Source organism: Bradyrhizobium septentrionale, assembly GCF_011516645.4.
GTDB lineage: Bacteria > Pseudomonadota > Alphaproteobacteria > Rhizobiales > Xanthobacteraceae > Bradyrhizobium > Bradyrhizobium septentrionale.
Genome location: NZ_CP088285.1, coordinates 481,249 through 506,110, shown reverse-complemented (window position 1 = coordinate 506,110; position 24,862 = coordinate 481,249). Strand labels below are relative to the sequence as shown.

The 24,862-nt window shown below is 60.2% G+C and carries 19 protein-coding genes and 7 pseudogenes; 13 read left to right on the top strand and 13 right to left on the bottom strand.

Features of this window, described 5'->3' with window-relative positions:
- Nucleotides 1-282 precede the first annotated feature (282 nt).
- From HAP48_RS04315 to HAP48_RS04295, 6 genes and pseudogenes are all read left to right on the top strand, one after another.
- Nucleotides 283-768 (top strand): thermonuclease family protein, encoded by a 486-nt coding sequence (locus tag HAP48_RS04315; protein ID WP_166214562.1) that lies wholly within the window; start codon nucleotides 283-285, stop codon nucleotides 766-768.
- Complete coding sequence (locus tag HAP48_RS04310; protein ID WP_166214563.1) at nucleotides 765-1,595, top strand: HNH endonuclease; 831 nt, start codon at nucleotides 765-767, stop codon at nucleotides 1,593-1,595. Before HAP48_RS04315 ends, HAP48_RS04310 begins: the two co-directional genes overlap by 4 nt.
- A 757-nt stretch (nucleotides 1,596-2,352) precedes the next feature.
- Nucleotides 2,353-3,203, top strand: a pseudogene (locus tag HAP48_RS49870) (phospholipase effector Tle1 domain-containing protein).
- Nucleotides 3,142-3,666, top strand: coding sequence for a phospholipase effector Tle1 domain-containing protein (locus HAP48_RS49865; RefSeq protein ID WP_166214566.1), 525 nt, complete (start codon nucleotides 3,142-3,144; stop codon nucleotides 3,664-3,666). The pseudogene HAP48_RS49870 and the gene HAP48_RS49865 overlap by 62 nt, the downstream one beginning before the upstream one ends.
- A gap of 618 nt (nucleotides 3,667-4,284) precedes the next feature.
- On the top strand, nucleotides 4,285-4,911 hold the full coding sequence (locus HAP48_RS04300) for a ParA family protein (protein ID WP_166214567.1): 627 nt from the start codon (nucleotides 4,285-4,287) through the stop codon (nucleotides 4,909-4,911).
- A 294-nt stretch (nucleotides 4,912-5,205) separates the two neighbouring features.
- Complete coding sequence (locus tag HAP48_RS04295) at nucleotides 5,206-5,946, top strand: hypothetical protein (protein WP_224497131.1); 741 nt, start codon at nucleotides 5,206-5,208, stop codon at nucleotides 5,944-5,946.
- Nucleotides 5,947-6,366: 420 nt separating this feature from the next.
- Here HAP48_RS04295 and HAP48_RS04290 read toward each other — a convergent pair whose 3' ends face one another.
- A complete protein-coding gene (locus HAP48_RS04290) occupies nucleotides 6,367-6,993 on the bottom strand; it encodes a tyrosine-type recombinase/integrase (RefSeq protein ID WP_166214568.1) in 627 nt (208 codons plus the stop codon).
- A 405-nt stretch (nucleotides 6,994-7,398) separates the two neighbouring features.
- Between HAP48_RS04290 and HAP48_RS04285 the strand changes: the two are divergent.
- The 3 genes and pseudogenes from HAP48_RS04285 to HAP48_RS04275 all read left to right on the top strand — a co-directional run.
- Nucleotides 7,399-7,689, top strand: a pseudogene (locus HAP48_RS04285) (transposase); the annotation flags it as partial.
- Between the two features lie 225 nt (nucleotides 7,690-7,914).
- Complete coding sequence (locus HAP48_RS04280) at nucleotides 7,915-9,198, top strand: IS256 family transposase (RefSeq protein ID WP_166208639.1); 1,284 nt, start codon at nucleotides 7,915-7,917, stop codon at nucleotides 9,196-9,198.
- 104 nt (nucleotides 9,199-9,302) lie between these two features.
- Nucleotides 9,303-11,135 carry an alpha,alpha-trehalose-phosphate synthase (UDP-forming) gene (locus HAP48_RS04275; protein WP_224496645.1) on the top strand — a complete coding sequence of 611 codons (1,833 nt, stop codon included), beginning with the start codon at nucleotides 9,303-9,305 and terminating at the stop codon, nucleotides 11,133-11,135.
- A gap of 310 nt (nucleotides 11,136-11,445) precedes the next feature.
- Here the strand turns inward: HAP48_RS04275 and HAP48_RS04270 are convergent, their stop codons facing one another.
- Nucleotides 11,446-12,054: a transposase gene (locus HAP48_RS04270; protein ID WP_338028993.1), complete on the bottom strand. Its 609-nt coding sequence runs from the start codon at nucleotides 12,052-12,054 to the stop codon at nucleotides 11,446-11,448.
- A 463-nt stretch (nucleotides 12,055-12,517) separates the two neighbouring features.
- Here HAP48_RS04270 and HAP48_RS50410 point away from each other — a divergent pair, with 463 nt between their 5' ends.
- Entirely contained in the window at nucleotides 12,518-12,811 is a 294-nt protein-coding gene (locus tag HAP48_RS50410) for a hypothetical protein (protein WP_338028978.1), read from the top strand.
- A gap of 213 nt (nucleotides 12,812-13,024) precedes the next feature.
- Nucleotides 13,025-14,571: pseudogene (locus tag HAP48_RS04260) on the top strand (ISL3 family transposase).
- Here HAP48_RS04260 and HAP48_RS04255 read toward each other — a convergent pair.
- The 5 genes and pseudogenes from HAP48_RS04255 to HAP48_RS50400 all read right to left on the bottom strand — a co-directional run.
- Nucleotides 14,568-15,377: an IS5 family transposase gene (locus HAP48_RS04255; protein WP_166214569.1), complete on the bottom strand. Its 810-nt coding sequence runs from the start codon at nucleotides 15,375-15,377 to the stop codon at nucleotides 14,568-14,570. The pseudogene HAP48_RS04260 and the gene HAP48_RS04255 sit on opposite strands and share 4 nt — an antisense overlap.
- 27 nt (nucleotides 15,378-15,404) lie before the next feature.
- The gene (locus HAP48_RS04250; RefSeq protein WP_166214570.1) at nucleotides 15,405-16,679 is read right to left on the bottom strand and encodes an NEL-type E3 ubiquitin ligase domain-containing protein; all 1,275 of its coding nucleotides are present in this window, start codon (nucleotides 16,677-16,679) and stop codon (nucleotides 15,405-15,407) included.
- Between the two features lie 850 nt (nucleotides 16,680-17,529).
- Nucleotides 17,530-17,915 (bottom strand): annotated as a pseudogene (locus tag HAP48_RS04245) (transposase).
- A gap of 721 nt (nucleotides 17,916-18,636) precedes the next feature.
- Nucleotides 18,637-19,245 carry a transposase gene (locus tag HAP48_RS50405; protein WP_338028993.1) on the bottom strand — a complete coding sequence of 203 codons (609 nt, stop codon included), beginning with the start codon at nucleotides 19,243-19,245 and terminating at the stop codon, nucleotides 18,637-18,639.
- Nucleotides 19,222-19,900, bottom strand: a pseudogene (locus tag HAP48_RS50400) (IS1380 family transposase); the annotation flags it as partial. The pseudogene HAP48_RS50400 and the gene HAP48_RS50405, both read right to left, overlap by 24 nt.
- Before the next feature lie 125 nt (nucleotides 19,901-20,025).
- Between HAP48_RS50400 and HAP48_RS04235 the strand changes: the two are divergent.
- Nucleotides 20,026-20,496 carry a hypothetical protein gene (locus HAP48_RS04235; protein WP_224496902.1) on the top strand — a complete coding sequence of 157 codons (471 nt, stop codon included), beginning with the start codon at nucleotides 20,026-20,028 and terminating at the stop codon, nucleotides 20,494-20,496.
- Here the strand turns inward: HAP48_RS04235 and HAP48_RS04230 are convergent.
- The 5 genes and pseudogenes from HAP48_RS04230 to HAP48_RS04210 all read right to left on the bottom strand — a co-directional run.
- Complete coding sequence (locus HAP48_RS04230; protein ID WP_166214571.1) at nucleotides 20,480-20,908, bottom strand: hypothetical protein; 429 nt, start codon at nucleotides 20,906-20,908, stop codon at nucleotides 20,480-20,482. The two genes, HAP48_RS04235 and HAP48_RS04230, sit on opposite strands and share 17 nt — an antisense overlap.
- Nucleotides 20,905-21,207, bottom strand: a complete 303-nt coding sequence (locus tag HAP48_RS04225; protein ID WP_234622350.1) for a hypothetical protein — start codon at nucleotides 21,205-21,207, stop codon at nucleotides 20,905-20,907. The genes HAP48_RS04230 and HAP48_RS04225 overlap by 4 nt, the downstream gene beginning before the upstream one ends.
- Nucleotides 21,137-21,934 carry a hypothetical protein gene (locus tag HAP48_RS04220; RefSeq protein ID WP_166214572.1) on the bottom strand — a complete coding sequence of 266 codons (798 nt, stop codon included), beginning with the start codon at nucleotides 21,932-21,934 and terminating at the stop codon, nucleotides 21,137-21,139. Before HAP48_RS04220 ends, HAP48_RS04225 begins: the two co-directional genes overlap by 71 nt.
- On the bottom strand, nucleotides 21,931-22,308 hold the full coding sequence (locus HAP48_RS04215; RefSeq protein ID WP_166214573.1) for a hypothetical protein: 378 nt from the start codon (nucleotides 22,306-22,308) through the stop codon (nucleotides 21,931-21,933). The genes HAP48_RS04220 and HAP48_RS04215 overlap by 4 nt, the downstream gene beginning before the upstream one ends.
- 118 nt (nucleotides 22,309-22,426) lie before the next feature.
- Nucleotides 22,427-22,618 (bottom strand): annotated as a pseudogene (locus HAP48_RS04210) (IS110 family RNA-guided transposase); the annotation flags it as partial.
- 249 nt (nucleotides 22,619-22,867) lie between these two features.
- On the opposite strand from HAP48_RS04210, the pseudogene HAP48_RS04205 reads away from it, so the two are divergent.
- A pseudogene (locus tag HAP48_RS04205) lies at nucleotides 22,868-23,110 on the top strand (IS256 family transposase); the annotation flags it as partial.
- A 1,034-nt stretch (nucleotides 23,111-24,144) separates the two neighbouring features.
- Here HAP48_RS04205 and HAP48_RS04200 read toward each other — a convergent pair.
- Entirely contained in the window at nucleotides 24,145-24,720 is a 576-nt protein-coding gene (locus HAP48_RS04200; RefSeq protein WP_166214574.1) for a PIN domain-containing protein, read from the bottom strand.
- Nucleotides 24,721-24,862 lie beyond the last annotated feature (142 nt).

Here is a 24,862-nt window from a genome sequence, read left to right as displayed (position 1 = left end):
TGGTCGGGCGTCGGACGACGAACCCGCAAGCTTTGCGAAGCAGGCGGTCATGAGCTCCTGCAGACGGAGGGCCTTTCGCCGGTCCAAAAGACCTGGCGCGACCGCCGCTGTGGCATCTTGGTGAGACATGGAGACTGATCTGGCTGCTTTTGCTCTTTGACTTCGGTAGCGTCGTCTTCGCTCGCATTACATTCCCCAAAAAAATGGCCGGTCAGGCGCGCTTGGCGCCTGACCCTGACGCTTTCCCTGCCCGCTGCCCGCTGGCATCACACGGACCAAACAATGAGACGAATCATCATTTCTTTTGCGTGTGTATCGTTGCTCCTCTGGACTGCCGGCCTTTGCGCGGAACCTATCCAGGTCCAAGCGATAGCTGTGGTCGACGGCGACACGATCGGCGTCGGCCCAAATCGCTATCGCCTAGTGGGCTACGACACCCCTGAGATCAAGACGCCTAGGCGCAAGGTGTTCGCGGATGAAAAGGCGCTGGCGACGATCGCCAAAGAGCGGTTTATCGAGCTGCTGCACATCGGGTTGCTCGACCAGACAGAGGTCCCGTGTTCATGGCCGGCCGATACCGTTGGGACCGACGATTGCAACGGTGGCCGGAAGTGCGGTCTGCTCAAACTAAATGGCAAGAATATCGGCGACACGTTTATCGCCGAGGAACTGGCCATGCCGTATGTGTGCGGTGAATCTCGCTGTCCGCGGATGCCCAAATGGTCGAAGATCATCAAGTCCCAGTTTCCGGCTCGGAGACCTGAATGAGTGTTCAACATGATGAAGCGAGCCGGCTGTTGCCGATCATTGTTAAGGCAGCCAAGGCGAACCAATATCTGACCTACCAGGACGCCGCTGAATTGCTCGGACGGCCGAGGGACAACGCCCGAGCCGTCGCGCAGACTTGCGACCTCCTAGACTCGGCCGCGGCTTTCGCTGAAGTGCCATTGTTAGCTCTGGTTGTCGTGTTGAATGCGGACAAGAAGATCAATCCCAGGGCCTGGACCACGAAGGAAGTTGAACCGGGTATCCGCGACGGCATCATTAGGCGATCGAAGGCACACACCTTTACCAGCAAAGACTTCGAGGCAATCAAGAAAGCGCTGGAACGTTTGAAGGGCCACAGCAACAAATCGTCGTGGAAGTACCTGACCCAATTCATGCCGTCTGCAGAGCGCCGCCGGCAGTTGGCGGGAATGTTAGAAACGGCGCTTGTCGGTGACGCAGTAAACGATCTTGATGATCCGGGGACCGACGATCCGGGCTCTAAAATGGTATTGGCCAAGCAATATGCGCGCGATCCAAAGGTGAGGGCGGCAGTGAAACTACGCGCTGGCGGCAGGTGCGAGTATTGCGGCGAGGACGGCTTTGTTTGCGAAAACGGCGCGCGTTATCTGGAATGTCACCACATTATCGCATTGGCTGACGACGGTGCTGATCGCATGACAAACGTAATCGCGCTCTGTCCCGGCGACCATCGCAAGGCTCACTTTGGAAAAGATCGCGAAAAGATCGAAGCGGAAATGATTAAAAAAGTGAAGGCTGCAGAGACACAGCGCCTTCGAAGGAGCCGTTCGGCTGGTCTCGTCTTGTAAGTCACGGAGCCGCGCCGTCCGGACCGCCTCAAGGCCGAGCCCTGCGGGCGCTACGTTTCCACCGGCTCGCGGTTCGCGACCTTCTCGCGCGAACTTTGCGCCTTCGTCGTCTCGGAAGGGGGCAAGGTCCGCTACAGCGCCCGATCGGCGCGTCTCCGCCAGGCGAAGGGCTGGATCAGACCGGGCATGCCTCTACCGGCCGATTCCTATAGCGCGCGCGTCCGCGCCGGCGAGGGGCTGTCGAGCCCCGAGGAGGCGGAGCCCGATCAGTGGTTCGAGGACTGGCAGCGCGACGGGGTGCTCGTCGAAGACACCCGTCATCTAGGGCAATGGGACCAGACGCTGACCTTGCTGTGGTTCCTCCAAGTAACACTACCACCATATACCTCCGGGAAGGGAAAGGAAGGAGGGTCTTCAGCAACGCTTGAAGCAGACCGCGCGCCCTTGCGCGGCATTGGCGCACGCCACGAGAAGCCATCCGCCATGTGGCACGCGCCACAACTCCGGTCTCTGCAAATCGCCTTGCGGCCAGTAGTTTGTCGGCGTGGCATTCTCCGACGCAAATCCCCCATGGAAAAACTCGACGACACGGCCTCGCTAAATCTGGATAGAGGCCAGGCACGTAAGGACCCGCTAACGTAGAAGGCACACTATTTAAACGCAAGACGGGCATCGAATCAGAAGACAGCTTATTCTCTGCAAGATAGCGGGCAGCTGTTGATTCGCCCGGCGGCACACACGGGGGGAGAGCCACGCTATGTCAGTTTGGCGATTGATTGTCCGGATTTCACATTGGAAAATTTGGCGTCTTATCGAGCGAATTGCGCACTCGATCGCCGTCGCTCTTGCTATCGTGGCCATCGCCTGGATCTGGGTGCGCCCTACGGAGAAAAGTGGCGGCCAGCCGAACTTTGCAGGCGCAGAGCAACAGCAGAAGCGGCTCGCGATCTTTCTCGATGGCACATGGAACAGCGTTAACAGCAATACGAATGTCTGGCGCATGCGGGCGCTGTGTGCCGCGAAGGGCAAGGATGGCAAACCTCAGCTCGTCTACTACGAGGTCGGGGTCAACGGTTTCTTGGGCGGTGTTTTCGGCCAAGGGCTCGATGAGAACATCCGTCTGGCTTACGAGTGGCTTATCGAAAACTACAATGACGGCGACGAGATATTCGTTTCGGTTTCAGCCGGGGCGCATTTACAGCCAGAAGCTTGGCTGGATTGATCGCGCTCGAAGGCATCCTGAAAGCAGGCTCACCTGTCGGCCTAACCGAACTTTTTGATCGTTACAAAAAGGGAAATGAGGAAAGCATCTGGACGTTGAAGGATAGGGAGGCGTCGGGAGAAACAAGCAAGCTGACAGACCAAGAAAAGTGGTTACTCAAATACTCTCAGCCCACCAAAGTTAAGCTCGTCGGCGTATGGGATACTGTCGGTTCGGTAGGCTTGGCGGCTGGCAATATTCCGCACATTAGCCGCTCGCAATTCGATTATCTCCAGACAGGATTATTTGTCCCAATCCTAAACGGCTATCACGCACTTGCGATCGATGAGCATCGCAGCGACTTCGCTCCCACACTTTGGACCGTTCGTCACCCCAAAAGATCCTAACGCGAAGATCGCGCAGCCGCGCCAACTATCCAACGTTGAGCAACGCTGGTTCGTGGGTGCGCATGCTAACGTCGGGGGCGGCTATCAGGGCGATTTTCTTGCTCAGGCTCCGTTGCGCTGGATGATGCAGAAGGCGGAAGCCCATGGGCTTTCGTTCCGTTCGGAGGTTACTTTGGATGGAGAGGCTCTTAAAGCACGGATCATTGATTCTTATCACTCGTTCGTCGAGGGATTGTACGCCATGGTTTATGCGCCTCTTTATCGCACAATCGGCGGAGAGCCGGATGTTCGGGAAAACGGGACCCACATTAAGGTGAACGAGACGATCGACGCCAGCGTGTTCGAGCGATGGCGCGCTGATCCGGCGTATCGCCCGACCAATCTTGTCGAGTGGGCAAAGCGCAAAAAAAAGTTGATCCCAGCCAATTGCAAACTTCCGTCCGGGCTGACGATCCTCGTGTAGGCGTACCCGACCAATAACTCGCGGGAGATGCAACGGAGCTAATGTCCGCCTTTGGCCCCAACCGGATCAACCGCGACAGTCTGGCGATGTCCGTTCGCTGGGGTAAAGCGGACTTGGCAAACGGACGATCCAACTTCCGAGTCTGACCCCGAATGTATGGTCCGGCCGCGCGTTGCAAGAAGACTTGGTCGAGCTGGCGATGAGCGGTCTTGCATCAATGTATCCGGCCTCTGATCGGAGCGTGTGGTGCTCCGGGCCATCATGGATATCAGCGCGCGTACGTTCTCGTTAGCGTGCGCCGCTTTGGCGGCAAATACATGGGCGATCGCGTGCTCGTTTATTTCGGCTATCCGCAGGCGCAACAGGATGACGCCGAGCGAGCCTTGCGCCATCTTTAAACGCTCGGGCTTGGCCGTGGCATGTCCGCGAGTGGCCCAATGTATGGACCGGCGTTGGCGGACGTATAGCGCGGTATATCGTTAGTGGCTGGGCTTTGATTTGGTTGTGAGTTCCACGCTCGCTCTTGATGCGATTCACGATGGGGAGTGGTAGGTTTTTGGCAAGCTCAATTTTTTCGACGATTCGTTTCATGTCGTTGTCATCCGGGACGCGCAGGAGATGTATGTCCTTGCTCTGGTCACCCAAAAAGGCGGAAGCGGCAAGAGCACGCTGGCGGTCGGAATCGCAGTCGAAGCGATGGGGAACGGGGAGCGCGTCGCAATTGTCGAGGCGGATCCACAGGGCACGATTTCAAAATGGAAAGAGCGGCGCGGCCATCCCTATCCGCGGGTCGTTCGGATCGCGGATCCCGCCGAAATAGAAGGCGCGCTCGTCCCCCTTAAAGCTGAGGGGATCTGGCTTACGGTCATCGATACCGCCGCCACGAACAATGGACTGGCTATGCGCGCCATCGCGAGGGCGGATCTTTGCCTGATCCCGGTGCGTCCGAGTCCGGCGGACATCGAAGCTGCGATACCGACGCTGATTGCTATTCGTAGGCTCAACCGCCGATTTGCTTTCGTCCTCAATCAGACGCCACCGCGGGGCTGCCGCTTGAGTGAAGCTGCAACGTCGCTCAATTCGCTCGGGGTGCTTGCGCTTCCCTATGTCGGACAGCGCAATGACCACCAGGACGCGCTTGGGGCAGGATTAGGCGTGACCGAGTTTGCACAAGAGGGAAGAGCCTCGGAGGAAGTTCGTGAGCTGTGGCGCTGGGTCTTGAAAAAGCTTGTCGAGGGTCGTTAGATCATGAGCCACACGCAAAAAAGGCGGCGTGCTAGCCATACGCGCTGTGCGCGACGCTCGCTGGTGGAGCTTACCGCGGCGGCGAGCCGAGCGGTTGACGATGGCCTGTTTGTGTTGTCCAGCGGGATTGCTGCTTCCAATCCGCGATCGGAGCACACAGGCGACAAGACGTCTGATCAAACAATCCTTGGAAGGCAAGCGACGGCCCCGAGTCCCGTGGCGGTGCTTGAATCTCGGAATGCGGCGGCGTCTCGAAAGGACGGACTCCTAGATTCCGACACTACCACCGAGATGATGGTGAAGATTCCCAAGGACTATCAAAATAGCGCTTTTGAAAACATCAAAACCAGCCTGAACGCTGCGTTGGACCATGCAAAGGACCTCGTAGAAACACGGGTCGGAGGCGAAGCGGCGTCGAATGACATCGGCGGTTTCAGTGTTGAAAGCAATTTTTTGACCGTTCTCAAAGAAGCCGCAACGGAGTTGCGCGCGGATGCGGTCGAATTGATTGTGCAGAAGGAACCAACCGACAGCGCAGGGCAGCCACAACCGCGATACATGCGGCGGCTCACTGACGAGGCGGTCAGATTGCTGGACGATCTTCGGAGCGGCAAGCTGGAGAATCAGGCGAACTTCATCCTGAGCGAATGCTTCAGAGAAGCCGCCAGCGCGTTCTCTATGATCAATCAGCAGCTCAAGCGCGACGGCTATGCCGCGAGCATTGATCCATCAATCTTCAACTGGCTTGCCAATATCACCGAACCGGAGACGCGCGACACCGGGACCATGCGGCTTGAGATCGTACCCAACCACCGAGGTCGTCCGAGCACGTACGCGCGCCAGGTCGCTCAATTCATCTGGCACCTTGTCGAGGGGCAAGGCTGCCGACGACAGGCCGCATATCGGGGAGCGCTCACGAAGTTCAGCATAAGCGCGAGTTTCGCCGAGAAGGCCTATGCCTTTTGGGAGCCGATCTTCAAACGGGCGGGACCGCACGTGAAGATGCTGACCCGCATTTCAGATCCAGAAATGTAACGCTAAGCAGCGCGGGCATTTGGCGTCGGATTTGACTGAGGCCGAGACCCGGACAGAGGTGGAAGAGTTCGTTCACCTCGAGACTCTGGAACTGCACAGCAAGTTTGGCGGCTTAGTGTCGTAGCGTCGAACAGATTATTTGAAACCCGTCTCATGACCACGAAAACTTATTGCAACAAAGCTATCGTGCGCAGCGTCAACGTCTTCACGAGGCGGTCCGACGTGTCGAAATCCGCGTGAATTTAAGGTCGGCCGATGCGCTTAGTTCCCGTTGTTTCTTGGCCGCGTTCATTTACTATCGGCGGATAGCGAGGTCGGCTTCTGTCGCATACGCCGCGCTTCCTGACCTTGAGGCGACCACAAGATCGTTCCGATGTCTGCCTGTGGCCGAGCGTTACTAAGAGCCACTGGTGCGCTTGCCTAGCGCCGCCAAAAGTCCTTGAAGCGAGTAGGGGACAATTCGGTATAGCGCACGGTGTGTTGGATGTTTTTGTGTCCGAGGTAGGCTTGTAGCGCGCGTGTGTCGTGGCCCTTGTTGGCGAGAGCGTAACCGCAAGCGTGTCGCAGCATGTGCGGATGGGCCTTAAAGCCCAACTTGGCTTCGATCCCAGCCCGTTCGACCATCCGAGCGAAGCCAGCTGTAGTAAACGGAGTGCCGCGCTCGGACGTGAATACGAATGGCGACTTCGGTTCTTGCTCGCGCCGAAGCCTGCGAAGGGCGCGTAGTTCGTCGCCGAGGATCGGGTGCGTGCTCGGCGTCCCCTGCTTTACCCGTCTCACGTGCAGCGAAGCGGAGGTGAATTCGATCTGATCCCAGCGTAGATCGGTCAATTCTGATGCCCGAAAGCCATGCCGGTAGGCCACGAGGATTATGGTTGCGTCACGATGGCCGTGGCGATTGGCCTTGGCAGCCTGCGTTAGGCGCTGCACTTCATCGTCAGTCAAATACTCGCGCGTTCGTAGCTCAGCGTTCTTTCGCCGAAGCGGCGTTCGAACTGTTCGTTTTTCGATGGCTGACGACGTGATTCTAGATGCGGATTTTGCCATGTTTTTATGCTCGCTTGTGAGTAAACTGTTCGAAGAATGGCTGTTTTATGAACGCTAAAAGCGCTGAATTCTGAGCGCGAAAGCTACTCGCTGCGGCAATACTTAAAGGCCAATGAAGTAGGTGTTCCGCCGACCAACTGTGAACATGTTGATTAAATGGTATCGAGCCAGATTCAGCGAGCGGGGCCTGCTGTTGTTGGGACTTCTCTAGTCGCGCAGATGATAAGAAAACCAAAAGCCCTCTGAAATAGACATGCCGGTCGGCGTGTCGTTTGCGGTGCTAGCCCGTCTTATTCGTCAGAGTGCGCCTGAGAGGCTGGCGAGCGTGGTGTAAAGCGCTGATGCGGCGTAGGATTCGGTTGCAAAGCCAACCCCATCACCTCAACCGCGAACGCCACGCCCGCCATGACCGACGATACGATTCTGCCCTTCTCGTTTCCAGCCGTTCACGCCAAGAAAGTCACAGCTGCCTTCGATGGCGGTCGGCTGACCTCGAACGGGGGCGTGATGCTTCTGGCGATGGCCGAGCGGCGTCTCGGCTTGGCCGACAATTTGGCCCGGGTGTTCCCGGATCGGCGCGATCCGACGCGGGTCGTGCACAGCCTTGTCGATATGTTCCGCGCGCGCATGTTCGCGATCTGCTGCGGCTACGAGGACGCCGACGACCTCGATCATCTGCGGTCCGATCCCGCATTCAACACAAATACTCCAACGGCCCCGGCTCGTACCGCTCTGGGGCCGTTTTTTTCCTTCTACTAAAAGGGTATGGTGGTTGTCGCTGTAGCCGACCGCGGGGCTCGTCAGCTTCTCGAAAGCTGGGTTAGAGCTATCGCTGAAAGTTGGTGACGGCGGGAATCGGGAAGGCGGCATATCGTGGGGGTGCTTGACGCCTCCACTTCTCGACCGAAGGAGCGATATGCCGTGTCCAAAGATAACATCATCAAGTTGATTCAGCCAGGAAACGTCGACGATCAACTCACCGAAATCTTGCGCAATGGGGCGCGTGCTCTGTTGGCCCAGGCGGTCGAGGCCGAGGTCGCGGACTTTCTCGGCAAGCATGCCGATTTGAAGACTGCGGACGGCCACCAGCGCGTCGTGCGCCACGGTCACCTGCCGGAACGCGAGGTGATGACCGGTATCGGTCCGGTCGGCGTCCGCCAGCCGCGTGTCCGCGATCGCGAGGCGGAGGCTACCGATCCCGACCGCATCCGGTTCTCTCCGTCGATCCTGCCGCCCTACATGCGCCGCTCGAAATCGATCGAGACGCTGCTGCCGATCCTTTACCTGAAGGGTATCTCCACCGGCGACTTCTCCGAGGCTCTGGCGGCGCTGCTCGGCAAGAATGCTGCCGGGTTGTCGGCATCCGCCATCGGCCGTCTGAAGGACGGTTGGCTTGACGAACACACCGCGTGGCAGAGGCGCGATCTGTCGGCGAAGCGCTACGTCTACATCTGGGCCGATGGCATCCATCTCCAAGCACGCCTCGAAGACGAAAAGCAGTGCATCCTGGTGCTGATCGGCGCGACGCCGGAGGGCCGCAAGGAACTGGTCGGCTTCACCGATGGCGCCCGCGAGAGCGCGCAGGACTGGCGCGATCTGCTGCTCGACCTGAAGCGGCGCGGGCTCGGCGTGCCGCCGCGGCTCACCATCGCCGACGGCGCGCTCGGGTTCTGGAAGGCCGCCGGCGAGGTCTGGCCGAAAACGCGCGAGCAGCGCTGCTGGGTACACAAGACCGCCAACGTGATCGCCAAGTTGCCGAAGAGCCAGCAGCCTAAAGCCAAACGCGCGTTGCAGGAGATCTGGATGGCCGAAACCAAGGCCGCCGCCGAGCTGGCGTTCGACGCCTTCATCGAGAGCTACACGCCCAAATACGAGAAGGCGGCCGACTGCCTGAGCAAGGATCGGGACACGCTACTGGCGTTCTACGACTTCCCGGCCGAACACTGGAAACACCTGCGGACCACCAATCCCATTGAAAGCACCTTCGCTACCGTGCGCCACCGCACGATCCGATCGAAGGGCTGCCTGTCCAACAGAACGGCGCTCGCGATGGTCTTCAAACTGCTTGAGGCCGCGCAGAAAAGCTGGCGTCGTCTCGATGGCCACAACCAGTTGCCAAAACTCGTTCTCGGTGTGACATTCAACGACGGGATCGAGGTCATCGCCCAACCGACTGACCGTCAGCCCATAACCGCCGCCGCCTGACCGGCCGCGCCGTCACCAAAATTTGGCGATAGCTCGCTGGGTTAGATATCAAAGTATTATTAGATACAAAGCACTAAGAGAGCGCTATTCAACGAGGCAACGCGATGAATATCGACCCATGGCACACAGAAAGCTTTATGGAGTCTTACAGTATCCTGCTGCAGGAACAGTCGAAAGAAGTGAGCGCACAGGCCAACTCACAAGTACACTCGCCCCCGCATCAAGCGAGCTTTGAGCGGGAGCAACAAGCCGATGCAGGTCCTTCCCATGCTGTTGTCTCGGTTGACGTGGAGGATCGCCTCGATACGGTAAACCAGCAACCCGACATGAAGCTTGTTGTCGTTTCGAACCGCGTTGCGCCCTTCGACCCCAATAAGCCCCAGACCGGCGGGCTTGCCGCGGCCCTCGAGCCGGTTGTGGAACGTTCCGGCGCGGTCTGGATGGGCTCCTCGGAGAAGCGCGGCGACGGGACCGAGCAGCCCCTCCCGCTCGTGAAGACCGGTGCAGGCGATGTGGCGAGGCTCGATCTGCCCGCCGCCGACTATCCTGGCTATTATCGAGGTTTTTCGAATTCGACGTTGTGGCCGGCATTGCACTCCCTACCGGACCGGATGTCGGGCTCGGAAGAGGATTATGGCAGCTATCGAAAGATCAACGACTTTATGGCACGTGCGGCGTTCGATTTGCGGGATCGGGACGCATTCTGGGTGCATGATTATCATTTGCTTCCGCTCGGTGCCGATCTGCATAAGCTCGGCATTGAGCGGCCAACCGGCTTTTTCCTACATACGCCATGGCCGGCGCCTGACATGATAGAGCGCGTACCACACCATCGCGAACTGATGACGTCGATGCTGAAGTACGATCTGCTCGGCTTTCAGACGAACCGGGATCTGAACAATTTCCTGGCCTGTCTCCAGACCCATTTCGGCCTGGAGAGCAAGGATGGCGTCGTGACCTCCGAGCGTGGTCAGACGCGACTTCGAAAATTCCCAATCGGTATCGATCCCAAGCAGTTCGCAGGGTATCTTGCGGCAGACCTCTCGCCCGCAGAGCAAGAAAAAATCTCGTCATTATTGCAGAATTTCGAGGGAGCGAAGTTTGCGATCGGCGTAGACCGACTCGACTACACGAAAGGTATCGACAAACGGGTCGAAGCTTTCAATCAGCTTTTAGCGGCCGAGCCGCACAGCATCTCGCTGTTGCAGATAGCGCCGTCTTCACGCGCCGACGTCGAAGAGTATCAAAAATATAAAGACGACGTGGAGAGCGCGATCAACCACGTTAATGCCGAGCATGGCACAGACGAGTGGAGTCCGATCCACTACAAGAATGACTCATTCAGCCAGGCTGCACTCGCGCGCCTCTACCGCGCGGCGCATGTCGGCGTCGTGACACCGTTGCGTGATGGAATGAATCTTGTCGCTAAGGAGTATGTTGCTGCACAAGATCCGAGGGATCCCGGCGTTCTGGTACTATCGAAGTATGCGGGTGCGGCTGAAGACTTCAACGAGGACGAGGCGCTGCTGGTGGATCCGAACCGTCCAGAAGAGATCGCGGCCGCAATTTCCAAGGCGGCCCACATGCCGCTTGAGGAGCGCGTCAAGCGCTGGCGGTCGATGATGGACAAACTTGAATCCTATACCATCCACGACTGGTCGGCGGACTACGTTCGGGAACTGGACAAAGGCCGCGTCACGGTTCCGGCTGATCAGTTCCAGTATCTCGGTCTCGGCTGGACCAACGAGGCCCAAATGCCCCTGTATCAGAACTATGCCGAGGCGCTGACCGCCTACAACGAGATCGATCCCTCGGAGGCCGCCTATGCAGACGTGAGGTCGGCCTTTGAGGCGTTAGCGGCTCCACTGAAGCATACGCAGGACAGACTCTGGGATCTGCCGGCGGCGACAGCTTCGCTCGCCAGTCGTCGCGGATAAGAGCCCGGTGCCGGGAATGACTGATTGGGAGAACGCGCTTCTGTAGCAGGACAGAGGAACAAGCCAGATCTGGGGCGCTGACGCGGTTCTCGCGGGCCGCGCAGGCCCGCATGGTGATCGGGAACGTGAATAAGCTGGGTTAGCCCGTCCTATTCGTGAGAGTGCGTTTTTTAGTCCGCTTGATGTGGCCGCACATCTGCTCTGACGAGGCGCGCGGGATTGCCTTCGGCTTTTCACCGCCTGACCGACCCGTACTTTGCAACGCGCTTGAGGTGTAGGTTGGGCGAACGGGGGGCGGACGCCCCGCCGGTCAAGGACCGAGAGGCAGCAGCGCGCCTGGCAAGCCGCGGATCAGGTCGGCTTCGGGACATGCCGCGGCAAACGCAAGGCGAATGCGGCTCGTGGTCTCGACGACACGGGCAGCGAGTTTCAAGAGACGAAGACGCAGCGTCGCGAACTCGGCTGTGGCCAATTCCCGGGCTTTGGGAATCGCGTCGCGCACGGTCAGCATCAGCCAATAAGCGGCGGTGTGGAGAACGAGGCGGACTTGATTGGCGAGCGCCGAACGGCAGCTGGTGCGATCGGAGGCGAGCTGTGTCTTATGCAGCTTGATCAGATTCTCGGCTTGGCCGCGCGCGCAATACAGGCTGTCGTAGATCCACTCGGCCGAGCCGACATCGAGGCTGGTGACGACGAAACGGATGTCGAGGCCGAGCATCGTCGCCTCAATACGGGCGACGGTACGCCGTTCGCGATCCCAGGACTTGGCCTTGTGCGCGTCTCGGTATAGCCACGCAGAACCGGCAGGTTCTCGATGGCGCGTCGCGTGCGGATGTCGTCGGCGGCCTCGTCGAGTTTTCTGGCGAGCGGCTTGGTGCCGGACAGACCGAAGATGTAGTCGATGCCGTTGGTCTCGCACCACGCCATGGCCTCCGGCCGGGCATAGTGCCCGTCGCCACGGAACGTAATTCGCGTGTTGTGCCACCGCGTCCGGATATGCCGTATCAGGCGGCGCAGATGGGCACGCACCTCGACGCCGCCCGGCGTCTTGCCGGGCCGCAACACGACCGCCACGGGCCGGCTCTTCTCCGTGTCGTAGACGTGGATCGGCAGGAAGCAGCGTTCGTCATAATGAGCGTTGAACAGCGAGAGCTGCTGATGGCCGTGGACGCATCGCAGGTATCATCGATGTCGAGCGTGACGGATGCCGGCTCGCGCGGGTAGCTATCCATCCATGCGTCGACCAAAGTGTAGGTCAGTCGGATCACGTCGCGCAGGCGCGGAGCATTCTCCAGCCGCGACAGCGTCGGTTGGGAACACAGATCGCGACCCGTGTCCGGCAGCCGTCCGCAGCCCAGCTTGAATGCCGGATCGGACCGCAGATGATCGAGGTCGTCGGCGTCCTCGTAGCCGCAGCAGATCGCGAACATGCGCGCGCGGAACATATCGACAAGGCTGTGCACGACCCGCGTCGGATCGCGCCGATCCGGGAACACCCGGGCCAAATTGTCGGCCAAGCCGAGACGCCGCTCGGCCATCGCCAGAAGCATCACGCCCCCGTTCGAGGTCAGCCGACCGCCATCGAAGGCAGCTGTGACTTTCTTGGCGTGAACGGCTGGAAACGAGAAGGGCAGAATCGTATCGTCGGTCATGGCGGGCCTGGCGTTCGCGGCTGAAGGTGATGGGGTTGGCTTTGCAACCGAATCCTACGCCGCATCAGCGCTTTACACCACGCTCGCCAGCCTCTCAGGCGCCCTCTGACGAATAAGACGGGTTAGGCATGGAATAAGGACCCCGTATTCGGGGTAATCGGCATCCAATCGGGGGGCTGACTCATTTCTGATGAAGTTTGCCGGGCGACTGTGGTTCTTAAGCGGAGAATCAGCGCCATGCGGACGGGCTTTCAAATCTCATCGCTAGTACCGAGTGGTTTGGTGTTTGATGGCGTAAGTGACTCAATGGATTCGCTTATTCTGGCTGTCAGGTCGGAAGCTGCGGAGGCTCGGTGCCCTTTGTGCGCGACAGCGTCGGGCCGCATCCATAGCCGCTACGTCCGGCACGTTGCCGATTTGCCATCAGCGGGCAGAAAGGTGCGCCTCCGATTGCTCACGCGGCGCTTCACATGTGAGGTGCCGCATTGCCGCCGGCGGATCTTCGCAGAGCGGTTCGGAGAAGACATCGTCCCGCTTCGACGGCGCCGGACGGCACGGCTGGAATACATCGTCCATCACTTGGGGTTGGCGCTCGGCGGCCGGCCGGCGGCAAGCTTCGCCAAGCGGCTCATGCTGCCTGTCAGCAACGATACCTTGCTACGGGTGGTCCGCCGGCGGACGGCGATGCCGACAGATCCGTTGCTTGTTGTGGGCATCGATGACTGGGCGTTCCGGAGAAACCATCGGTACGGGACCATCGTGTGCGATTTGGAGCGTCGGCGGATCGTTACCCTGCTGCCCGACAGGGAAACTGCGACCGTTCGGGCGTGGCTATCGAAGCACCCAGCGATCAAAATTGTGTCGCGAGATCGCGGTGGTGGATACGGCGAGGCAGCAGCCAAGGCGCTGCCGAACGCCATCCAAGTTGCCGACCGCTGGCATCTGATGGAAAATGCGAGCGCTGCCTTCCTTGATGCGGTGCGCCGCTCCATGAACAGAATCCGGACCGCAATCGGAGCGACGACGATCAATCCGGAATTGCTGACCTGTGCGGAAAAGCTGCGCTATCAGGGCTATCTGCGGCGCCAGGACAGCCATGCCGCAATTGCGGCTCTCGTCAGCGACGGTGTGCCGCTCAAGGAGATCGTCCGCCGCACAGGACATAGTCGCAATCTGGTTCGCCAAATTAGCCGCGCGGCGGTACGGATGTGTTCCGCACCCGTCAAAGCACCCTGGACGAGCATCTGCCGTTCCTGGACACGCAGTGGTCAGGCGGCTGTCGCAACGGTGCCGAACTCTGGCGCCGTTTGAAGGGACAAGGCTTCAAGGGATCGCTGCGCGTGGTGGCGGAATGGGCCACGCGACGGCGACGCGCCGAGACTATCAGCCATCAACAATTGCAGAAGGTCCCCGCCGCGAGGACGATAGCGCAGCTGATGACGACGAAGCGCGACCACCTAACCAAGGCCGAGACCGTCACGCTTGCCGTCATCGAACAAAACGTTCCTATGCTGGCCGATGCCCAAGCTCTCGTTGGCCGCTTCCACGCGATGATCCGAAGGAAGGCCGAGATGGAGCTCGAACCTTGGATTGACGAATCCAAGCGGAGCCTCATTGCCTCGTTCGCGAATGGAATCGCCAACGATAAGGGCGCGGTGCACGCCGCTATTACGCAACCATGGTCCAATGGCCAAGTGGAAGCTCAGATCACCAAGCTCAAGCTGGTCAAACGGCAGATGTACGGGCGCGCTAAGCTCGATCTCCTTCAGGCTAGAGGCTGTTAGGAACCAGCAGCGAGTTTAGCGACGTTTTTGAGCATGATGCATGCGAAAGCGATGAGGTGGAGATCGGCGAGGGTCTGAGCGCATCGCTCGTAGTCTTTGACAAGTCTTCGGAAGCGTGTGGCCCAGGCGAAGGATCGTTCGACGACCCATCGCCTTGGGAGCAGCACGAAGCCTCGTTTGGCCTCCGACAGCTTTATGACCTCGAGGGCAATGCCGTGTTCTGCAGCCGCCATTGCAGGCTTGTCGCCTGTGTAGCCCTGGTCAACGAAGGCGACTTCGACGCTCTGACCGGTCTCTGCCTGAATCGTCTTGGCGATCCGGCCAATCTCGGCGCGATCGTCGGTGTTGGCGGGCGTGACATGCAGCGCCAGAAGATGGCCGAGCGTATCGACTGCCAGATGCAGCTTCGAACCTTTTTTGCGCTTGGCTCCGTCGTAGGCGCCGCGGGCGCCACTCTCGGGCGTCGAGCGTAGAGTTCGACTGTCGATGATGGCGGCGGTCGGCTGCGCGGGTCGGCCAGCCGCAAGGCGCAGGATGACGCGCAGATCCTCGGCCAGGGCCTCAAAACAACCCGCGCGCAACCACCGCTGCGCCTGTTGATAGACGATCTCCCACGGCGGCAAATCGTTCGGCATCCAGCGCCAGGGCGCGCCGGTCTTCACGATATAGCGCAGGCCGTTGAACACCTCGCGAAGCGCATGCGTCCGCTGCGAGGCGTCCTCGGGCAAAAGTGTCAGATACGGCGCAACAAGCGCCCATTCGTCATCGGAAACGTCAGAAGGATAAGGCTCGCGGGGAATCGACATCCCGCAAACCTCAACATCTATGGTTAATCAGTCCCTAACAGCCTCTAGATCAGCCGACAGCGCAAGACCCTGGGGTTCGAGCACCCGTCTCGTTAACTCCCCAAAGAACTCGCGCTTCATTCCTGTCAATACTTCCTTCCCGAGCTCTCGCCTGGCATCATCATCGCCAGTCAAGGTACACTCGGCCAGGCGGAGATCCAAACGTCTTGAATACTCCTCTTCATCGCAAAGCCGTTCCTTCATCGCGGCATAATCTTTCGGGACGAGCCGCTTCAACACCCTCTCCCATGGTTCCCACGCTGTGACGAGGTAGTTCTCGAAGTCCCTCACTTCCTGCTCGCGCACTGATACCTGGGCATCGGCAAGATCGGTTTGGGTAACGTTGGAAACCTCGAAATAGCGCATGCTCGGCGCGATGTGCTCGAGCTCCAGAGCGTCGCGCAGCATAACCTGGTAGGCCAGATAAACCTCGATCTCGTCGACAAACCTTAGCGAGCGGACCTTTTCGCGAGCGATCCGGCGTAGCGCATCCAAGCGGAACTGGACACGGCCGCGCTGCAAGATTTTGTTGAGTTCCCCGTCGAGCGTCCCACTCTCAACATCCGCATTTAGGCGCGCGGTCTGCATGCCATTCCAGGCCAAAGTGACGCGATCTTGGCAGCTGGAGGTCGCATCGAACGCGAGTCGGAAGTACTGCTCGCGCAATGCTGGGGACGTCTCTGCCTGCCGTATTCCCTCGCGAACTGATTGCCGGAACGTCTCATTGCGATAGTTCACGGTGTCTCGCAGCATGTCGAGGAAGTGTGCGTAGTCCGCGGCGTTGTCATCGTTCGAGAACGTTTCCCAGAGAGCCACGGCCTGCGGGTCACCCTCGAGCCAGTCCGCGACAGCCTCGTGAAGAGGCCGCGCTGGGGCTTGCTCCACTCCATCATTTTGCTCCACTCCATCATTCATGGAGAAAAAGATTTGCGGTCCTTGATAGCCCTCGGCATAGACCGCTCTCTCCAGGTTCGTCCGCACCCGTTCGGACAGCGGATTGCCCTCGACACCAACCATGCACATTGGATGTAGTTCCAGCAGGTTCTCAGGCAGGCTGCTCAGCATGTTCCCGTCCGCTGCGACAAACAGAAGATTGCGCCCGAGTGCAGGTAGGTTGGTCAGGTGATTAAACCTGACATCCAGGTAACGGAGTTCATCTGGCAGGGGGGGCAGGCAGTTCAGTTGATTGAAGCTGGCATCAAGGTGCCGGAGCGCCGGCGGAAGGCCGGGTAGGTTGGTGAGATAATTACCGGCGACGTCCAAGCGCCGAAGCCAGGCCGACAAGCCGGGCAATGAGGTCAGGGACAGATGTGTAAGGTTTAGGGACGCCGCGCTCAATGTCCTCTCGCAAGCTCTTATTCTGCGTACCGCCTCTAGCCGCCGCTCGCCCTCGTCTTCTGCCGCCCAGGCCTCAAGAACCTGGTCCTGCGAAGATCCACCAACGGCCACGGCCTCGCGGCTCCCCGGATCGTTGCTGGGCCGAAGGCGCCGCGTGAGCGCGCGAGCGAGACTCCAAAGAGGGCCTGCCCGGTGAACCGGTTCGGACGAACCGGGAGTATCGCGATCCCCCGGTGTGGAATGTGGGCTCATCAACACCTCTCGTTCTGTGGTGAAATCATGAAAATGCGCTGGGTGACGCTTCTCGCGCCCGAGAGTGTTCAAGATGCAAAGGCCGTTACTCTTGCTATAGCGAGGCCCTACCGAGCGTCGGTCTGGCCCGCTCGAGCGACCTTTCGAGCCGAGCAAGCGGCGGAGGCGCGATCGCGATATCGGGTCCTTTCGCACATCTTCAAGCCCTGGCTCCCGTTTGCATCGTGCGTGGTTGGTAGAGAGGCTTATGTTCATGTAGCATTCACCGACCACGTCGTTCCGGTGCTGTGACTAGCGTGCCTCAAGTAGGAAATCGGCGAGGCTCTGACAAGTTGCACGCCTTTGAGCCCCCGGTCGACCAGGTCGCGCAGGAACGCCGACCAGCGCCCTCGCAGACGCCCAGAATCTCACGGAAACCTTTCGAATTGACGGCACTGGCGACGAGAAGCGAGACTTGCGGACCTCACCAACCCAGCTGCGCTTCATCACGATGCCGTCGCGGTACAGATAGGGATGCTCGCCTTCAATGCACCGATGCCGCCAAGTCGCGATCTCGTGCAATAATTTTCTTGTTGAGGTTCGAGACCCTGCTCGGGCTGACACCGGTGCCACACAGGGCCTCGGTGATGTCCTCGACCCGACGTACAGAAATGCCTGCCAGATACATGTCGATGAGCGCCTCCTCGACCGAGCTCTCCCGCCAACGGTACCGTTCGATGATCGCGGTCTCGAAGGTCTGCCGACGCAGCTTTGGAATCTTAGACTGACCTCGCCACCCCTGGTCTGCAGCGTCCGATCGTAACTGCCGGCTCGCGCCTCGCTGCGCTCGTACCGGTCCGCCCCGCAAAGCCGGTCGACTTCCGCCTCGAGCATGGCTTTCAACGTCTCTTCCACTGTCCCGCGAACCATCTCGCAATGATGATCCCTGATTCGGGCTTGGTCGATTTGGATCACCTGCCCCCTCGGCATCTCGTCTTATTGCTTGCTCTTTCAATCTATGAAGAAGCCATGATTACCGAAAGTGCGAGAGATCCTGGACCTTATTTAGGGGCCCACTCCTTCGCCCGCAACTGTTCAAGGTATCTCTGCGACGGAAGGCCGTAGGTGCAGGTCAGCGCTCCTGCTCGCCCGCAGCGCCAGTCCCGCCAGATCAAACCAGCTGTAGTCGTCCGTTCTTTAATCGCGGGCAGGGTGTCAACCCCGATCGACAAAAATGATCCCCTGCCGGGTTCATGGTTCTTTCCGCGGTCGTCTCTATGCAGTGAGCGCCGCATGATGGCGTTCAAGAAGTGTGGCATCTCGATGTTAAGAGCGCGGTGCGTTACCGCCCGCAGGGGCGACTTCGAGATTGCCAACACCTTCGTCCCGGCAGGGCGATGCGCTCAGACCCTCGCCGGCCTCCACCTCATCGCCTTCGCATGCATCATGCTCAAAAACGTCGCTAAACTCGCCGCTGGTTCCTAACCCGTCCTATTCGTGAGAGTGCGTTTTTTTAGTCCGATTGATGTGGCCGCACATCTGCTCTGACGAGGCGCGCGGGATTGCCTTCGGCTTTCACCGCCTGACGACCCGTACTTTGCAACGCGCTTGAGGGATGGGTTGTGCGAACGGGGGGCGGACGCCCCGCCGGTCAAGGACCGAGAGGCAGCAGCGCGCCTGGCAAGCCGCGGATCAGGTCGGCTTCGGGACATGCCGCGGCAAACGCAAGGCGAATGCGGCTCGTGGTCTCGACGACACGGGCAGCGAGTTTCAAGAGACGAAGACGCAGCGTCGCGAACTCGGCTGTGGCCAATTCCCGGGCTTTGGGAATCGCGTCGCGCACGGTCAGCATCAGCCAATAAGCGGCGGTGTGGAGAACGAGGCGGACTTGATTGGCGAGCGCCGAACGGCAGCTGGTGCGATCGGAGGCGAGCTGTGTCTTATGCAGCTTGATCAGATTCTCGGCTTGGCCGCGCGCGCAATACAGGCTGTCGTAGATCCACTCGGCCGAGCCGACATCGAGGCTGGTGACGACGAAACGGATGTCGAGGCCGAGCATCGTCGCCTCAATACGGGCGACGGTACGCCGTTCGCGATCCCAGGACTTGGCCTTGTGCGCGTCTCGGTATAGCCACGCAGAACCGGCAGGTTCTCGATGGCGCGTCGCGTGCGGATGTCGTCGGCGGCCTCGTCGAGTTTTCTGGCGAGCGGCTTGGTGCCGGACAGACCGAAGATGTAGTCGATGCCGTTGGTCTCGCACCACGCCATGGCCTCCGGCCGGGCATAGTGCCCGTCGCCACGGAACGTAATTCGCGTGTTGTGCCACCGCGTCCGGATATGCCGTATCAGGCGGCGCAGATGGGCACGCACCTCGACGCCGCCCGGCGTCTTGCCGGGCCGCAACACGACCGCCACGGGCCGGCTCTTCTCCGTGTCGTAGACGTGGATCGGCAGGAAGCAGCGTTCGTCATAATGAGCGTTGAACAGCGAGAGCTGCTGATGGCCGTGGACGCATCGCAGGTATCATCGATGTCGAGCGTGACGGATGCCGGCTCGCGCGGGTAGCTATCCATCCATGCGTCGACCAAAGTGTAGGTCAGTCGGATCACGTCGCGCAGGCGCGGAGCATTCTCCAGCCGCGACAGCGTCGGTTGGGAACACAGATCGCGACCCGTGTCCGGCAGCCGTCCGCAGCCCAGCTTGAATGCCGGATCGGACCGCAGATGATCGAGGTCGTCGGCGTCCTCGTAGCCGCAGCAGATCGCGAACATGCGCGCGCGGAACATATCGACAAGGCTGTGCACGACCCGCGTCGGATCGCGCCGATCCGGGAACACCCGGGCCAAATTGTCGGCCAAGGCTTCATGGAGCGGATCAGCCCCGGGATGCGTTCCAGATTGCCGGACTTCACGCATGAGCGGATGTCCCGCATCTCGGCAAAGCGCGGGCCCGCGTTGGAGAACGAGGCGCCGCGGTTGAACACGACAGACAGGAGAACGCCCTTGCAGTCGGGCGCGAGCTCGTCGACGCCCGGACAGCCATGGCGGAGCATCGCCATGTAGCGCGGCACGTCGTGATTGGAGAACACGTCCTCGGCGACATCCCACGGGATGTCGACCACGGCGCGGAGCTTCTGGGCAAGTGCCCGGGCAGGAACACCGGTGACGCCGCAGGTCTTGGCGAGCGCCTTGACCATGGCGTCGGGGATCTTGCCGGTCCAGTCGGCGATGAACTGAGCGCGGCTCGTCTGTCCGACATCGTATCCGATGCCGATGGTGACGCCGGACTGCTCGCCCGGCCACTCGGGATGACGATAGCGGTGCTCATAGACCTCGCGGCTCGAGACTTCCGACTCGACAATAAGGTCGAATGCGGCCTGCGAAATGCCGTGCAAATCGAACATGGTTTCTCCGGATTTAAGATTGGGTGGGAGCCAGAAACGCGAAGGCCGCCCGAAGGCGGCCCCGCTGGATCGTGGTTTGTGGTGAAGGCCGTCAGGCCGGGATGGTGATGCCGAGCGCGGTCGCGATCGCGCTCATGCGATCGGCGCCGAGGACCGTGACCAGCGTGCTCCAGCCGGCCTTGAAGCGGTCGTTGGTGGTATCCATCGGGTCGCGCTGCGCGAGCAGCGAGAACCAGAGCAGCGCAGCCTGCGGGTTTGACGAGATCGCAGTCTGGATCGCCGCGATGTCGGCAGCCGTGAGCTGCGCCAGCAGGTCCTGCGGCGCAACGAGGTAGTTCGACGCGAGCTTCGCCTGCTGGTTGGCGTACTCGGCGTTGAAGGCATCCTCGGTGGGCATCGTCTGGGCCGTGTCGGTCCAGACGATGTTGGCGAAGCCGTCGCCTGTCGTGTACCACTGGGCGAACGGCGTGAGCTGCTGCAGCGTGGCGGCGAGGATTTTCTGAGGAGAGATGTTCGTCATTGCATCACCACTCCCCAGATTGTGCCGTCACCCGGTCCGACGTTCGTCGTGGTGAAGCCGGCCGCCGCGCTCATCCACGCGATCTCCGCGTGGTGGATGGCGAACTCGCTGACGTCGATTGCCACCTGCTGCGAGATCGTCGTGAAGATTTGGCCGACCGTGCCGCTGAAGGCTCCGTTCTGGCCCCAAAGCCCGAACAGATTGCCGTTCGCTCCATCAATCCACAGCTCAAGCCATGACGTGCCAGCGCTCGTTCCGTTGTCGGCGAGATCGATCGTCTGACTGAACCCGAGCTGCACGGGAGGTGCTGGCCCAGGAAATGAACTGGACGCGCTCCGCGCCGCCTCCCATTTCGGTGAACGAGGCCGTCGTCGTGGTGTACTGCCCGCCGGTGAACTTGAGCAACGACCGCGGCCGCTGATTGAACCACGACGCAACGCAGCGCGCGGTTGTCGAGTCCTGAAAGCCGCTCGCGGTGTTGTAGACCATGCCCACCAGCGAGCGGGTGTCGTCACCGAGCTTGACCTCGACGCCGAGATTTCCAAGCGGGGCGTGCGTGGTCTGCGAGAACTCGAGCGCAATCGCCCCAGTCCCGTCGACATAGGCATAGACGTAGTACATCGTCGACGGCGTGAGCCCGGTGGCGGTGACGCCAAGACCGTTGGGTGGAATCTGATAGAGCTTGCCGTTGATCTGAAGTGCGCACCCCCGGTAGGGGATAAGCAGCAGCGTGGTCGAGTTGGCGAAGATCAGCCGACCGCAGTGAACGGGCTGCGACGCGACGTTGAGGTTGGTCAGCGCCGAGCCGTCGACCGCCGGCAGCTTGCCGGAAAGGTCGAGCTGCACGATGTCGCCCACCCCGACGCCGACATCCTGCGCTGCCGCGGTGCCAAGGTGCGGCAGTCCAGCCAGCGACGAATACTGCGTCGGCGCGGTGGTCACCGGAACGACAATCTGCAGCGCGGGATTGTCCTGACTGACGACGACCGAGGGATCGGCGGTGACGACAATCGGAGCTGAACTCATCGGGAGGCACCCATGTTGTTCTGCAGCGTGCCGCTCCAGATCGGGAGCGTGAGCGCTGGCCGGCCGTTCGAGGCCGGCAGATTGCAGACGAGCGACTGCTGGAAAAGCCCGACGGGGCTCTTCTGTAGTCGCTCTTTCTTGATAAGGACGGCGAAGATCCCGTTCGGGCCGTCCCAGATCGAGATCCCCCCGGCGTCCGAGGACGTCGAGGTGAGCATGAACAGCGCGGCAGGGTCCTGCATCGTGCGGCGCACGCCCATGATGAACGTGGCGCCGACGATGGAGATCGGCGTGATGCCGTCTGCTTCAGTGAACTGAAACAGGGTGTAGAAATCGGCATCGTTGCTGATCGTGATGTTGACGGTTGCGGGCATGTCGCCACCTTCCGTTAGCTGTACTGGCCGCCGGTGCTCTGAGACCCGGCGATCGAGCCCGGGAAGTAGTTCACGCCCTGACCCTGCGTGGTGATGGTGCCGTTCATCGACGCCAGCCAACGCGCGCCCGTGCCATGCTGTTGGCGGTCGCTTCGACCACCACCTCATCACTGGCCAGCAGGGTCTTGCCAAATCCCTCCAACGCAGTCCGCGTCATATCAATGCGGCCCGCATGTCTGAGCCTGCCGTCCTCCCAAACCACCACCTCCCCGAAAGTTCGGTGGACGTCGATGCCAATCACCCGTCGCATTCGCACCTCCTGCCAATCAGAATACATGACGGGAGCTACGGGCGACACGACAACTACGGATTCGCGCTCTCAGCGCAACCGGGCGAGTCGCAGAGGCGGCCAGCTACTAACTCGAGCTCGCGGCTCATCGTATGCATCGGCCTGCCCGCACCTTCGTGCTCCCGGTGCCTCTGTCCCGATGGTCGCACCATACGCTACGATCTTGAATATCGCAGCGGAACATCGGCACCGAGAAATCTCATACCGGTTACCAATCCCATTGAAAGCACCTTCGCTACCGTGCGCCACCGCACGATCCGATCGAAGGGCTGCCTGTCCAACAGAACGGCGCTCGCGATGGTCTTCAAACTGCTTGAGGCCGCGCAGAAAAGCTGGCGTCGTCTCGATGGCCACAACCAGTTGCCAAAACTCGTTCTCGGTGTGACATTCAACGACGGGATCGAGGTCATCGCCAAACCGACTGACCGTCAGCCCATAACCGCCGCCGCCTGACCGGCCGCGCCGTCACCAAAATTTGGCGATAGCTCAAGCAGGTCGTCGCAGGTGTAGTCGGTCGAAGGAGGGTATGGCGCAACAGTCGGTGAGACGGGGCCGGAAGAACCAGATGTACCCATCGTGCCCAGAGCACGCATTTATGATTTGGTTCCGGTCCGCGAACTCCCATACGGGCCCGCAGCTCCATCGCTGCATCAGAGGCCGGACAGATGGCAGCATCCGACCACGTGCCAATCTTCTTCAAAAACCGTTTGCATCTGGCGGGGCGTCCACAGATGGGAACGCGCCCTAGGTGTTGATCGGTTCATCTTGTGCGGAACGCACCGGGTGACACAGGACACCCGGTGCAACGCCTTGACCAGCCACGGTGCGCTGAGAACGCTTTGGCCAAGGGGTTTGGCGCCTATGCAATCACGGCTTGGGCGTCAAAGCCGTGGTGACGCTGCCAAAGGTCAGCTTCAGCTGCGAGCCGACACCGTTGCCAAACGAGGCGCTCGAACTGTCGCAGCATTCTGAATTGCGTTATAAGCTATTGATCTAATTAAGGACGAAAACGACACCAAATTCAGAATGCGCGTTGATATTGCTTTTCATCCCGCCTGATTTTGATTCCGCCATTCGGAGGTTCGATCCCTCCCGCCCCAGCCATCCAGTGCAGGCTAACAGGCAAGTATCTGAAAAAGCACGAGAATAGGCCTAGAATGGCCGATTTCTGTGGGCTGCGTCGGTCTCCGTCATCTCGGCATCTACGGTTTCCAAGGCCAGAGGGCCGAAAGTCTCCCGCCCTGTCCCCAGAAGTTCCCGTTTTGAGGAGCGACCCAGCGGAGACTAATTCGACCTAGACTGCCACCCGAGCTTGGCACTCTGCCTCGGTCGGTTCTCTCGCCTCGACTGCACGGGTTGTGGAATCGGTCGCTGATACTAGGGGCCTCGCGCCTCGTGAATCTTTCAGAGGCGGGGCATCCGCCGAATTGGAAGGAATGGAAGAGAACGGTTGAACCTTGGTACGAAGGCTGCCGTGGGTGAAGCGGTTAACGCCGCTTGCCTTCCTCGTAGTCGTCAAAAATCTCGAGAAATTCTTCGAGCGTGACGATCTGGAGAGTCGGCGGAAGAACCGCTGCAAGGTCAGCACGCTTCTTCAAGATTCGTGCGTCCTCGCTGACGAAATAGCTGCAACCGGTCTCAGCGGCTTCGGAGAGGTGGGAAGCATCCGCTGCGTGCTTGTCGGGGGCTGCGTTCCCCTGCAGGATCGTGGCCACCTTCTTGCGTTCGGCATGCTGCTGTGGGATCAAGCTCGGTCGCAAGTTGAATATGCGCGGCATCACGGCTGACTTGACGTCTGCTGGTGTGTTGGGGTGGCTGGCTTCATCACGCACCCCTCCGGCTACCACGATGTTAATGGTCCGCTTCTCGATGAGCGCCTTAAAGCGTTTGACTAGGGCGTCGCGCGCGGTCCCATGGCAATCAAGGGCATTCGCATCGACTGAAATGTTCGATTTGCGCGGTGGAATTGGCCTGCGGCCATTATCCTGAAAAACGCCTTTTGACATGGTTTGGGTGTTGCCGACGGGATGCGGACGACATAGTCGCCGGCGCGGAATTTTCAAGCGCTCTCCCAAACAGCCTAGTTGATCGGACCCGTTGTCCGGCGAACGTTGCCAGGCATCGACGGTACCGCAACCCCGCTTGCAGATGCAGGTTGAGGCCCTCGGCTGGCACATCGATTGGCGCCAGGTCCACCCTCCTCGT

Bases quoted from the DNA above. Each gene is read 5' to 3' on its own strand.
- HAP48_RS04255 (WP_166214569.1), bottom strand. From the start codon at position 15,377: ATGTCGATTCCCCGCGAGCCTTATCCTTCTGACGTTTCCGATGACGAA.
- HAP48_RS04215 (WP_166214573.1), bottom strand. From the start codon at position 22,308: ATGCCCGCAACCGTCAACATCACGATCAGCAACGATGCCGATTTCTAC.
- HAP48_RS04300 (WP_166214567.1), top strand. From the start codon at position 4,285: ATGTATGTCCTTGCTCTGGTCACCCAAAAAGGCGGAAGCGGCAAGAGC.
- HAP48_RS04275 (WP_224496645.1), top strand. From the start codon at position 9,303: ATGAATATCGACCCATGGCACACAGAAAGCTTTATGGAGTCTTACAGT.
- HAP48_RS49865 (WP_166214566.1), top strand. From the start codon at position 3,142: ATGAGCATCGCAGCGACTTCGCTCCCACACTTTGGACCGTTCGTCACC.
- HAP48_RS04230 (WP_166214571.1), bottom strand. From the start codon at position 20,908: ATGACGAACATCTCTCCTCAGAAAATCCTCGCCGCCACGCTGCAGCAG.
- HAP48_RS04310 (WP_166214563.1), top strand. From the start codon at position 765: ATGAGTGTTCAACATGATGAAGCGAGCCGGCTGTTGCCGATCATTGTT.
- HAP48_RS04235 (WP_224496902.1), top strand. From the start codon at position 20,026: ATGGCGGAGCATCGCCATGTAGCGCGGCACGTCGTGATTGGAGAACAC.
- HAP48_RS04220 (WP_166214572.1), bottom strand. From the start codon at position 21,934: ATGAGTTCAGCTCCGATTGTCGTCACCGCCGATCCCTCGGTCGTCGTC.
- HAP48_RS04315 (WP_166214562.1), top strand. From the start codon at position 283: ATGAGACGAATCATCATTTCTTTTGCGTGTGTATCGTTGCTCCTCTGG.
- HAP48_RS50410 (WP_338028978.1), top strand. From the start codon at position 12,518: ATGATCGAGGTCGTCGGCGTCCTCGTAGCCGCAGCAGATCGCGAACAT.
- HAP48_RS04290 (WP_166214568.1), bottom strand. From the start codon at position 6,993: ATGGCAAAATCCGCATCTAGAATCACGTCGTCAGCCATCGAAAAACGA.
- HAP48_RS04295 (WP_224497131.1), top strand. From the start codon at position 5,206: ATGGTGAAGATTCCCAAGGACTATCAAAATAGCGCTTTTGAAAACATC.